This is a genomic window from Pseudarthrobacter sp. fls2-241-R2A-127 (genome assembly GCF_030209355.1).
Lineage (GTDB): Bacteria > Actinomycetota > Actinomycetes > Actinomycetales > Micrococcaceae > Arthrobacter.
Map to the genome: position 1 here is coordinate 23,975 of NZ_JARVSF010000031.1, position 11,958 is coordinate 35,932.

9 protein-coding genes are annotated in these 11,958 nt (G+C 63.9%); 3 read left to right on the forward strand and 6 right to left on the reverse strand.

Annotation, left to right across the window (positions count from 1 at the left end; all coding sequences use genetic code 11):
- Positions 1-15: 15 nt before the first annotated feature.
- Genes QRN53_RS17875 through QRN53_RS17885 form a run of 3 tightly spaced genes read right to left on the reverse strand, consistent with a single transcriptional unit; the run spans position 16 to position 3,219 of the window.
- Positions 16-933, reverse strand: coding sequence for a carbohydrate ABC transporter permease (locus tag QRN53_RS17875; RefSeq protein ID WP_285245152.1), 918 nt, complete (start codon positions 931-933; stop codon positions 16-18).
- The gene (locus tag QRN53_RS17880) at positions 930-1,883 is read right to left on the reverse strand and encodes a carbohydrate ABC transporter permease (protein WP_285245153.1); all 954 of its coding nucleotides are present in this window, start codon (positions 1,881-1,883) and stop codon (positions 930-932) included. Before QRN53_RS17880 ends, QRN53_RS17875 begins: the two co-directional genes overlap by 4 nt.
- A gap of 46 nt (positions 1,884-1,929) precedes the next feature.
- A complete protein-coding gene (locus QRN53_RS17885; RefSeq protein WP_285245154.1) occupies positions 1,930-3,219 on the reverse strand; it encodes an ABC transporter substrate-binding protein in 1,290 nt (429 codons plus the stop codon).
- Positions 3,220-3,413: 194 nt separating this feature from the next.
- On the opposite strand from QRN53_RS17885, the gene QRN53_RS17890 reads away from it, so the two are divergent.
- Positions 3,414-5,432, forward strand: a complete 2,019-nt coding sequence (locus QRN53_RS17890) for a beta-galactosidase (RefSeq protein WP_285245155.1) — start codon at positions 3,414-3,416, stop codon at positions 5,430-5,432.
- Between the two features lie 197 nt (positions 5,433-5,629).
- Here the strand turns inward: QRN53_RS17890 and QRN53_RS17895 are convergent, their stop codons facing one another.
- The 3 genes from QRN53_RS17895 to QRN53_RS17905 all read right to left on the reverse strand — a co-directional run bounded on the left by QRN53_RS17895 (position 5,630) and on the right by QRN53_RS17905 (position 9,114).
- On the reverse strand, positions 5,630-6,988 hold the full coding sequence (locus QRN53_RS17895; protein WP_285245156.1) for an ABC transporter substrate-binding protein: 1,359 nt from the start codon (positions 6,986-6,988) through the stop codon (positions 5,630-5,632).
- Between the two features lie 247 nt (positions 6,989-7,235).
- Positions 7,236-8,180, reverse strand: a complete 945-nt coding sequence (locus tag QRN53_RS17900; protein WP_285245157.1) for a carbohydrate ABC transporter permease — start codon at positions 8,178-8,180, stop codon at positions 7,236-7,238.
- Positions 8,170-9,114: a carbohydrate ABC transporter permease gene (locus QRN53_RS17905; protein WP_018761806.1), complete on the reverse strand. Its 945-nt coding sequence runs from the start codon at positions 9,112-9,114 to the stop codon at positions 8,170-8,172. Before QRN53_RS17905 ends, QRN53_RS17900 begins: the two co-directional genes overlap by 11 nt.
- Before the next feature lie 370 nt (positions 9,115-9,484).
- Between QRN53_RS17905 and QRN53_RS17910 the strand changes: the two genes are divergently transcribed.
- Both QRN53_RS17910 and QRN53_RS17915 read left to right on the forward strand, forming a co-directional pair.
- Complete coding sequence (locus QRN53_RS17910; protein WP_285245158.1) at positions 9,485-10,753, forward strand: ABC transporter substrate-binding protein; 1,269 nt, start codon at positions 9,485-9,487, stop codon at positions 10,751-10,753.
- A gap of 54 nt (positions 10,754-10,807) precedes the next feature.
- Positions 10,808-11,929: a histone H3 family protein gene (locus tag QRN53_RS17915; RefSeq protein WP_285245159.1), complete on the forward strand. Its 1,122-nt coding sequence runs from the start codon at positions 10,808-10,810 to the stop codon at positions 11,927-11,929.
- Positions 11,930-11,958: the final 29 nt, after the last annotated feature.

Below are 11,958 nucleotides of genomic sequence, written 5' to 3' on the forward strand. Positions count from 1 at the left end.
TCTCTCCGTTGACCGTTAGCCTTTGAGGCCCTGGGTGGACACGCCCTCGACGATGTACCGCTGGAAGATCAGGAAGAAGATCAGCACGGGGAGCAGGGCCAGGACGGACATGGCGATCATCGCGCCGTAGTCCGAGGATTGGGTTTGGTCCACGAACAGGCGCAGGGCCAGGGGCAGCGGGTACTTGTCGGGGGTGTTCAGGTAGAGCAATGGGCCCAGGAAGTCGTTCCAGCTCCAGATGAAGGAGAAGATCGAGGTGGAGATCAGGGCCGGTTTCATCAGGGGCAGCATGATGGAGGTGAAGATCCGGACGTGTCCTGCGCCGTCGATCCGGGCTGCTTCGTCAAGTTCGGCCGGCAGGTTGCGCATGAACTGGACCATAAGGAATACGAAGAACGCGTCTCCGGCGAGGAACTTGCCGATGAGCAGCGGAACGTAGGTATCCACCAGGCCGAGCTGCTGGAAGATGATGTACTGCGGGATGATCACCACGTGGAAGGGCAGCAGCAGGGTGGCGATCATCATGCCGAAGAACAGGCTGCGGCCGGGGAATTTGATCCGGGCGAACGCGTAGGCGGACACACTCGCGGAGAGGATGGTGCCCACGACCGCGCCGATGGCCAGGATCAGCGAGTTGGTGAAGAACTGCAGGGTTGAGACCCCGCCGATGCCTTCCATCGCGGTGGCGAAGTTGTCAAAGCTGAAGTTGTTGGACCACAGCGAGGTGTTCTGGCCGCCGATTTCGGAGTTGGGCTTGAACGCGGAGGCGACCATCCACACTGCCGGGTAGAGCACCACGCAGGTCAGCACGAGCGCTGCGGCGTGGAAGATGGCGCTCTTGGCGCGTTTGGCGGTGGTGGATTCCGATTTCGGGTTGTAGGCCGGGGCGGTGGCGCCCGGGGCCGGCTGGATGGGGGTTGCCGTTGTCGTCATTTTGCATCACCGCTGTAGTGGACCCAGGACTTGGAGGTGCGGAAGAAGATCAGCGTGATGATGCCGACCACGATCACCAGGAGCCAGGCCATGGCTGAGGCGTAGCCCATCCGGAAGTCGCTGAAGCCGCGCAGGTACAGGTAGAGGGTGTAGAAGAGGGTGGAGCCGGCGGGGCCGCCGTCACCGTTGGAGATGATGTAGGCCGACGCGAAGATCTGGAACGCGTGGATGGTTTCCATCAACAGGTTGAAGAAGATCACCGGGGAGAGCATGGGCCAGGTGATGTTGAAGAATTTCCGGACCGGACCGGCCCCGTCCATCGAGGCCGCCTCGTAGAGCTCGCCCGGGATTTGCTTCAGGCCGGCCAGGAAGATCACCATCGGGGCGCCGAACTGCCACACGGTCAGCAGGATCATCATGGGCATGGTCATGGCCGGATTCCCCACCCAGCCGCCGATGTTGATTCCGAAGAAGGACAGGCCCTGGTCCACCGGGCCGGAATCGCCGAACATCGCTTTCCAGACGATCGCGATGGACACCGAAGCCCCGATCAGGGACGGGGCATAGAACGCCGACCGGTAGAAGCCCTGGCCGCGGCGCTTGCTGTTCAGCAGCATCGCCACCGCCAGTGCCGCGGCGAGCTTGAGCGGGGTACCGAAGACCACGTAGGACAGGGTCACCCCCACGGACTGCAGGAAGCGTTCGTCCTGGAAGAGGGTGGCGTAGTTGTCGAACCCGATCCACTTGGGCGGTTCGAACAGGTTGTAGTTGGTGAAGGACAGATACAGCGATGAGATCATCGGCCCCACCGTCAGGGCGATGAATCCCAGCAGCCAGGGCAGCAGGAAGGTGTAACCGGCGCGGGCATCCGCCCCGCGCTGCCGCGACTTGCGCGGCAGCGCGGTACCGGAATGCCCCCGGCGCCTGCTCAGGGTTGGGCTTTGAGTCACGAGTTCAATCCGTCAGTCGTGAACACTCGATCAGGCACTGGCCGGATCAGGCGTTCTGCTTGATGAGGTCTTCGGCTTCCTTGAACCACGCGTCGACGGCACCGTCAACGGTGAGCTTGCCGTAGTTGAGGTCGGAGGCAATCCGGCCGAACGATGCTTCCAGCGTGCCGAAACCGACAATGGGCGGTTCGGGTGCGTCCTTCAGGTACTGCTCGATGGACTTCTCGTAATCCACCACCAGCTTGTCGGCGCCGTCGAACGTGGTGCCGTCGCGCTGGGTTTTGGAGGCCGGAACGCCGCGGGAGGTCTTGAAGATCTGGCCTACCTCGGGATCATTGACCATGAAATCGATGAAGCGGGCGGCAGCATCCTTGAACTTGGTCTTGGCGCTGGCCACCATCAGCATGGAGGGCTTCAGGAACAGGCCCAGGTTGTTCGGGTCATCCGAAGGGACCGGTACCAGCTTGAGTTGCTTGGCGCCACTGTCAGCCAGGTAGCCGGCCATGAAGTTGTCCCAGGTAACCTCGGCAGCACTGACGTTGGAGCCGAACGGCGACTTGGGCTTGAGCTGGGTCACCCTGTCTTCCGGCACGATGGCCTGGGTGCCGCGCAGCTTCGCGTTGAGGTTCCACCAGGTCTTCAGGTCGTCCTTGCTGAATCCCAGCTTCCCGTCGCTGTTGAACGCCTGGATGTTCTTCTGGCGGAGCCAGATGTTGAACTGCCACCACACACCCGTGAAGTCCGTGGAACCGTACAGGGTGCCGTTGCCCTTGTCGCCAACTTCCTTCAGGAATGCCTGGAATTCGGACCAGGTCCACTTGCCCGTGGGCTCGGCGATGCCCAGGGAAGCCAGTTTGGCGGGATCGTAGTAGACCGCGAAGGCGTTGGTGCTGGTGGGGATGCCGTAGGTCTTGCCCTTGATCTGCCCGGACGGCAGGAGTGATTTCTCGAACGCGGAGGTATCGATCTTCACGGTGCCCAGGTCCAGGAGCTGGTTGCGCTGGCCGTAATCGCGCAGGTAGGACAGGTCCCACTGCATCACGTCCGGCAGGCCGCCGCCGGCCGCTTCGGTGGCGCGCTTCTGCCAGTAGCCGGCGAAGTCCGTGAAGTTGCCGTTGACCTTGATGTCCGGGTTCTTGGATTCGAAGAGGGCGATGGCCTTGCGGGTGCGCTCGGCGCGGTCGTCGTTGCCCCACCAGGTGTAGTTGATGGTCACGGGATTGTCAGCGGATCCGGTCTGGCCGGAAGAGCTGGATCCGTTCCCACAGGCTGCCAGGGCTGCGGCAGATGCGGTGCCGATGGCCACGGTAGTGAGGAAATGCCTTCTGTTGATCACGGGAGCCTCCTTGCTCAATGGGTGCCTGCCTCGCTCTACAACGTAAGTAGTGAGCTGGCTAACACGGCTTCTGAAACGATACAATAGCTGCATTCCGAGTAATGGGCAAGCGTTTTCCAACCCGTCTGGGCAAGCGTTTTCCAAGAAAACGCTTCCTCACAGCAACCCAGCCCTTCAGTTGACAAAGGAGTCCGATGACACAGCAGGAAAGCACAGGTCCGGCCAGCGTTTGGCGCAACGTTGGGGGCATCGCATTCGGCGGCGACTACAACCCCGAGCAATGGCCCGCGGACGTCCGGCTGGAGGATCTCGGCCTCATGCAGGAAGCGGGGGTGAATTTCCTCAGCGTCGGCATCTTCTCCTGGGCCCTGCTGGAACCGGCCGAAGGGCACTACGAGTTCGGCTGGCTGGACGAGGTGATGGACAACCTCGCCGGGATCGGGGTGAAGGTGGCCCTGGCCACCGCCACGGCCGCTCCCCCGGCATGGCTGGTCCGCAAGCACCCGGAAATCCTGCCGGTCACGGCTGACGGGACCATACTGGGACCCGGCTCACGGCGGCATTACACGCCGTCGTCGGCCGTCTATCGCCGCTACGCCGCCGGGATCACGCGCGTACTCGCCGAACGCTACAAGGACCACCCCGCGCTGGCGCTGTGGCACGTGGACAACGAACTGGGCTGCCACGTTTCAGAGTTCTACGGGGAGGAGGACGCCGCCGCCTTCCGCGCCTGGCTGGAACGCCGGTACGGCAGCATCGAGGCCCTGAACGCCTCCTGGGGCACCGCATTCTGGTCCCAGAACTACGCCTCCTTCGATGAAATCGTGCCGCCCGCCGTCGCCCCGTCAACCCTGAACCCCGGCCAGCAACTGGACTTCCAGCGGTTCAACTCGTGGGCCCTGATGGACTACTACCGTGAGTTGGTGGCCGTCCTGCGCGAGGTCACCCCGGGCGTCCCCTGCACCACCAACCTGATGGCCTCAAGCGCCACAAAATCCATGGACTACTTCAGCTGGGCCAAGGACCTGGACGTCATCGCCAACGACCACTACCTTGTGGCGGCGGACCCGGAACGGCACATCGAACTCGCGTTCAGCGCGGACCTCACGCGCGGCATTGCCGGCGGTGACCCGTGGATCCTCATGGAGCATTCGACGTCGGCCGTCAACTGGCAGCCGCGCAACCAGCCCAAGATGCCAGGCGAGATGCTGCGCAATTCGCTGGCCCATGTGGCCCGCGGAGCCGACGCCGTGATGTTCTTCCAGTGGCGGCAAAGCTTTGCGGGGTCGGAGAAGTTCCATTCCGCCATGGTGCCGCACGGCGGACGGGACACGCGGGTGTGGCGTGAGGTGGTGGAGCTCGGCGCGGCCCTCAAGCGCCTCGAAGCCGTGCGCGGATCCCGGGTCCAGTCGCGGACCGCCATCGTCTTCGACTACGAGGCATGGTGGGCCAGCGAAATCGATTCCAAGCCCAGCGTCGACGTGAAGTACCTGGACCTGTTGAGGGCGTTCCACCGGTCCCTGGTGCTGCGCGGAGTCTCCGTTGATGTGGTGCACCCGTCCGCGTCGCTGGATGCTTACGACCTGGTGCTGGTGTGCACGCTGTACGCCGTGTCCGATGACTCCGCCGCCAATATCGCTGCTGCCGCCGCTGCCGGCGCAACGGTCCTGGTCAGTTATTTCAGCGGGATCGCGGACCTGCAGGACCACATCCGGCTGGGTGGCTACCCCGGCGCGTTCCGCGACCTCCTGGGCGTTCGCGTGGAGGAATTCCACCCTGTGCTGGCCGGGGTCCAGCTGACGTTGAGCGACGGCACCACCTCGTCAATCTGGAGCGAGCACGTCCGCCTTGCCGGCGCGGAGGCCGTACAGGCGTTTACCGGTTACCCGCTGGAGGGCGTGCCTTCCCTGACCCGGCGGGATGTTGGATCCGGGACGGCGTGGTACCTGGCCACCTTCCCCGACGCCGACGGCATTGAAGCCCTGGTGGACACGCTGCTCGCCGAATCAGGCGTGTCTCCCGTTGCCGCTGCCGACCGCGGGGTGGAGCTGACGCGGCGACTGGCCGCGGACGGGCGCAGCTTCGTGTTCGCGATCAACCACACCAGGACGGATGCCGCCGTCTCCGCCACCGGCGAGGACCTGCTGACCGGCGCGCCGTTCCCCGGCACTGTCCCGGCCGGCGGCGTCGCGGTGGTGGCGGAAACTAGCTAGCCCCGTCCGTCAAGGACTTACGACGGCGGCGCCTCCATGGGGCGCCGCCGGTGGGCAATGAGGGGCGAGGGGCAGTTAAACAGCTACTCCCCGGAAGGAACCGTTGGTTCCCGCCGGGGCGTAGCTGCCACCCGCCGTCGGACGCCTGGAATGGGGAGGCATCCACCCATAGCGTCCGGAGCCGTGTTGGCGGTGAATCAGTTGCTGATGGCCGATTTCATCTCGTCGGTTGCCTTCTTGCCCGCATCGGCCGGTGACAGCCGATCGAACAGGACTTCCGACGTGTACCGTTTGATGATTTCCTGGATCGCGCCCGCACCCTTCGGCGGCGGTGCCGGAGCTTCGCCGAGCTCACCCTTGATCTGGTCGATGAAGTTGACCACCTTGACATCGGCCGGTGTCAGTTTGGGCTGGATGGCGGCCCGGACATCCGAGTTGGGGTAGACGCCGCGGTCCGCCAGGAGCGCTTCACCGGCCTTGACGTTGTTGGTCAGGAAGTTGATGAACTTGGCAGTTTCCTGCGGGTGCTTGGTGCGCGAGGACGCGGACCAGAACTGCGAGGCCTTGTACCAAAGCTCCGCGTCGGCAGCCGAGCCCGTCTTGGTGGGGAACCGCAGGATCTTGAGGTCTCCGCCGCTCGCTTTCTCCAGGGCCGGCGCCTGGTTGGACCACCAGAACGCCATTGCATTCTTGCCGGTGGCCAGTCCGCTCTGGTCAAGCGGAGCGGCTTCAGCCTCAACTACCTCGGATGCTGAGGGCACGGCCTTCTTCTGGCTCAGCTCCTTCAGGAACGCCCACCAGTCCGCGATGTCACCGGACTCAAAGCCCAGCTTGCCGTCGGACGTGTAGAGGGACTTGCCGTCCTGCCGGAGCCAGACTCCCAGGGAGGCCTCGTCCGTTCCGTAGGCTGCCGCGCCGTAGGTGCCCTTGGGCGATTTGGCGGTGATTTCGGCGGCGATCCGGCCAAAGTCGTCCCAGGTCCATTTGGTGTCATCCGGCAGCGGAACGCCGGCGGCCTGGAAAACAGCGGGATTGGCCAGGATGGTGGCGGCGTTGATACCGGCCGCGATGCCCGTCAGGCCCTTCTGGCCCTTGCCGGCATTCAGGGCCGCCTCATCCAGCTTGGAGGTGTCGATGTCGTACTTGGACAGGTCCAGGAGCGCGCCGCGGCTGGAGTACTCCGTGATGTATTTCTCGTCCATTTGGATGATGTCCGGGGCGTCATTGGCGGCCACCTGGGTGGCGAGCTTGTCCCAGTATCCGCTCCAGTCGCCGAACTCGGGTTTGATCTTGATCTTGGGATTTTCGGCTTCGAACTGCTTGATGGCTTCTTGCGTGAGTTGGGCGCGCTTGTCGCCGCCCCACCAGGAGAAGCGAAGCTCGACGGTTCCGTCAGCGCTCTGCGGCGTGGCTCCCCCGCCGCAGGCACTGAGGGCCATGACGGCGGCGACTGCGGCTGCAACCGCGCCTGCTTTACGGGTTCGGCGCGATACGCGCGAAGGGGGTGCCCCTGCCGGCTGCTTGGCAGCTGATGCAGGACGGGGAAAAAGCGGCACTGTGTAACTCCGATCTTCTTTGATCCAGGTGCGGTGACGTTGGGGTTGGCAGGTGCCGCAGCCTTCGAGGTTTCGAAGGCCCGCCTTGCCGCGAAAGCGCTTTCTGCATCTAAGGCTACAAGTTAGCTACTTGTACAAGATGCGCTGCGAAATGCTCCCGCCCCGGGACGCGCGAACGGCCCGTCGCTGGCGACGGGCCGTTCAAGGGGTGGTGCAGGGTAATGCGTGACGCCGGGTGACGCGTCCGCTATTTGATGCCGGTGGTGGCGATGCCCTTGATGAGGAACCGCTGGCCGAAGAGGAATACCAGGAAGACGGGCAGCAGCGAGACGATGGACATGGCGAACAGGGATCCCCAGCTGGTGGCTGACTGCGAGTCGACGAAAGCACGCAGCGCTACGGGAACCGTGAACATATCCGGGTCCGTGAGGTAGATCAGGGCGCCGAAGAAGTCGTTCCAGGTCCAGATGAACGTGAAGATCGTGGTGGTGGCCAGGGCCGGCACCATCAGCGGCAGGATCACGCGCAGGAAGATGCGCGGGTGGCCTGCCCCATCGATCCTGGCGGCTTCATCGAGCTCCTTGGGGATGCCCCGGATGAACTGCACCATGAGGAAGACGAAGAACGCGTCCGTGGCGAGGAGCTTGGGAACGATCAGCGGCCAGAAGGTGTTCACCCAGCCGATCTGCGAGAACAGGATGTATTGCGGAACGATCACCACGTGGAAGGGGAGCATGATGGTCAGCAGCATGATGCCGAAGAACAGCTTTTTGGCGGTGAACTGCAGCCGCGCGAATGCGTAGGCTGCCATCGAGCATGAGACCAGGTTGCCCAGGATCGAGCCGATCACCACGATCGCTGAGTTGATCATGTAGTGGCCGAACGGGTGGGTCAGCGCCGACCATCCGGAGGTGTAGTTGCTCATTTCCAGGCTGTTCAGCCACAAGCCCGGTTCCCGGAAGATCAAATCGTTCGGCCGCAGCGAGGAGACCACCATCCACAGGAGCGGGTAGATCATCAACCCGCCGGCCAGGATCAGGATGGCGTGCTTCATCAGCGATTTACCACGCTGGGCCCTGCTGAAGGCCAGTGTTCCGCGTGACTCGCGGACCCTGGGCTTGCGGTTCGTAGGCTTGCCGGCGCCCCCGGACTTCTTCTCCGGGGTGGGCAGCGTCTCAAGCTTAGTCGTCATAGAAAACCCAATACTTAGAAGCGATGAAGTTGATGGCGGTGAAGACGCCGATGATGAGCAGCAGCACCCATGCCATGGCTGAGGCGTAGCCCATGTCGAACTGGCCGAAGCCCTTTTGGTAGAGGTACAAGGTGAAGAACATCGTTGAGTCGGAGGGTCCGCCGTTGCCGCCGGAGACGATGAACGCCTGGGTGAAGGACTGGAACGAACCGATGATCTGCAGAACCAGGTTGAAGAAGATGATCGGGCTCAGCATGGGCATGGTGATCCGCCAGAACTGCTGGAGCGTGGTGGCGCCATCCACCCTGGCCGCCTCGTAGTACATATTGGGGATCTGGCGCAGGCCCGCGAGGAAGATGATCATCGGAGCGCCGAAAGTCCAGACGTGCAGCAGGATGATCGACCCCAAGGCCGTACTGGGGTCCGAGATCCAGCCCGGACCCTGGATGCCGAACATGGCCAGGACCTGGTTGACCAGGCCAGTGGTGCCGAAGATCTGCTTCCACAAGATCGCGACGGCCACCGAACCGCCCAGCAACGAGGGCAAGTAGAACACCGAACGGTAGAACGGAAGGCCACGGAGCCCCTTATCCAGGACGAGCGCGATCAGCAGCGCAACAGCCAGCTGCAGCGGAACACCGACCAGTACGTAGGTAAACGTGACCCGCAACGAATTGTGCAGCCGGGCATCGCTGAGCATCCGGGTGAAGTTGTCCAGCCCAGTCCACTCAGGCGGCTGGAGCAGGTTGTAGTCCGTGAAGGACAAGTACAGGGACATCAGCATCGGGCCGATGGTGATGGCCACCAGGCCCACCAGCCACGGGAGCAGGAAGATGTAGGCGGCCTTGTTGTCCCGCCTGTTGGCCTTCTTCTCCTCCGCGGTGGCCTTGCCCTTCCGCCGGCTTAACGAAGACAGTTCGCTGATGGCGCTCACGGCTGCTGCTCCGTCACGGACAGCAGGTACGCTGCGGCCGGCAACTGGGCCGGCCCGAGCGTCCTGGGAATATGCTTTGCGGCCATGTGGTCTCCTTTGGTCATCGTGGCCTCCACGTTTCGGTCATCGCCAGGCGATGGGGGGATCGGGCGCTCCGGTCTCGGGCCCGCTCCATGCCTGCCAGGGCTGGAGCGGTTCCGCCGCCGGGAGCGTCGTTGAGAAAGCGGCTCCGTACCAAAGTAAACGGTTTCTTGACTCCTGTACAGCCCTTTGTTAGTTTTTGAGAAAACGTTTTCTGTTACATGTCGCAGAGGCGCGACCACCAAAAATGAGGGGGACAACAATGAGGTTTGGTCTCAGGAAATCCGCTATGGGAATCGCCGGCGCAGCCACGGCACTGGCCATGGTCCTTACCGGCTGCGGCAGCAGCCCGCAGGCCGGGAAAGTAGGGACCGCGGAGGATCCCGTGACGATCCGGTTTGCCTGGTGGGGCAACGACTCCAGGGCGAAGACCACCATGGAGGTCATCAAGGCCTTCGAAGCCGCCAACCCCACTATCAAGGTCCAGGGCGAGAATACGGAATTCAGTTCCTATTGGGACAAGATGGCCACCCAGATCGCCGGTGGGACCACTCCGGACGTGATCGCCATGAGCGGGGCCTACCCCAGCGAATATTCCAGCCGCGGGGTCCTCCTGGACCTGGCCAAGGTCAAGGACCAGATCGACACTTCGAAGTTTGCCGACGGGACCGTTGACCTGGGCAAGATCAACGGAAAGCAGTACACCATCACGGCGGGCGTCAACTCAATGTCCATGGTGCTGGACCCCAAGGTCTTCGAGGCCGCCGGCGTTCCGATGCCGGACGACGAAACCTGGACGTGGGACGACTATGCACGGATTGCCGCGGAACTCACCAAGAAGTCGCCGGCCGGCACCTTCGGCACCACCCCGATGGCCAACGACTCATTCCTCGCCGTCTGGGCGCGGCAGAACGGCCAGGAGCTCTACACGGACGACGGCAAGAAAATGGGCATCAGCGAGGACACGCTGGCCTCGTGGTTTGAGCTCAACAAGAAGCTGATGGATACCGGGGGCGCCCCTTCAGCCTCCCAGACCGTCGAGGACGGCTCCGCCCAGCCCGAGATGACCCTGATGGGGCAGGGAAAGCAAGGAATGAAGATTTCCTGGAGCAACCAGATGACCTCCTACTCCGGCGCCCCGCTGGTCATGATGAAACTGCCCGGCGAAGGCAAGACCCCGGGAGCCTGGCTGCGTTCCTCGATGGAATACGCCATCTCGTCCAAATCGCCCCAGCCCAAGGAAGCGGCCCTGTTCATCAACTACCTCGTCAACAACATGGACGCGGCCACCAAGATCAAGAGCGACCGCGGCATGCCCGCCAACACCGAGCTGAAGGCGGGCATCACTCCCCTGCTGAAGGAAACCCAGCAGAAGGAAGCCACCTACCTGGACCGGATTGCGGCCATGAAGATCCCGGCACCCAAGCCCTTCCCGGCAGGATCATCAGCCACACTGGAAGTTTTGAACCGTTACAACACGGATGTACTCTTCGGGAAGATCTCGCCCCGTGACGCCGCCAAGGGCATGATTTCAGAAGTGAACCAAAACCTCGCCTGACCCTGCAGCGGCGGGCGGGTGCACATCCAACAACCCACGAAAGGAGGCAGGCACATGATCACGACGACACGGCCCAGCGCCATCGCCGGCTACGACGATTGGCCTGCCTACGTCCGGGCCCATCCCCGCCACCGGGCATCCACCGCCGCGGCCCAGGAGCTGTCAGACGCCTTGGGCGTCCCCGCTGCGCCCGCGCCGTTGAAAGTACGGGTGCACTGGGAAGAAACGTACGACGACGCCACCACCACCGAGCTGAGCTGGCAGCTGGGCTTCGGGCCGCGCACCACGGGCTGGCTGGTCAGGCCGGCCGGACATTCCGCGCCGCTGCCAGGCGTCCTGGCCCTGCACTGCCACGGCGGAAACAAGTTCGGCGGCGCGGACCGGCTGGTGGAACTCCCCGGAAACCATCCGTCGGCAGCTGCTGCCCGTGCAGCACACTACGACGGCCGGGCCCTTGCCACCGGCATCGCCCGCGGGGGCTTCGCCGTCCTGGCCCATGACACCTTTGCCTGGGGCAGCCGCAGGTTTGACCTCTTCACCCCGCCCTGGCGGACCGGCGCAGCCGTCGGCGCACGGCAGGCGCAATGGCGGGCGGAGGGCGTCGTGCCTTCCGAGGCGGAGGAATACAACGCCGCTGCCGGCTACCACGAGGACACCGTGGCCAAAGCGGCCGGGCTGCTCGGAACCAGCCTGGCCGGCATGGTAGCCCACGACGACCTTGCCGCCCTCGACGTCCTGGCCGCCCTGCCCGGCGTCGATGCGGACAATCTCGGGTGCGTCGGTTTCTCCGGCGGTGGCGGCCGTTCCCTCACGCTCGCCGCCCTGAGCCCCCGTATCCGGGCCGCCGTGGTCACCTGCATGATGACCACCTTTGAGTCCCTCTTCCCCGCCTACCTCGACGCACATTCGTGGCTGCTGCAAACTCCGGGGCTCTGGCACCTGGGCGATTGGCCAGAGCTCACCGCACGCTCAAGCGCCGCCCGGTTCCTGGTGCAGTACGCCGTGGCGGATGAGCTCTTCCCTGAAGAAGGGATGCGCCAGGCCCACCGGTTGCTCGAATCCCTGCACCGCGGCACGGACAGGTATGCCGGCAGCTTCTGGCCCGGCGGCCACGTCTTCACCGCTGCCATGCAGGACGAGGCCCTCGACTTCCTGGCGGAAACGCTGACCTCCTGACCCCCACCCAGCACCACTCCCAAGGACCA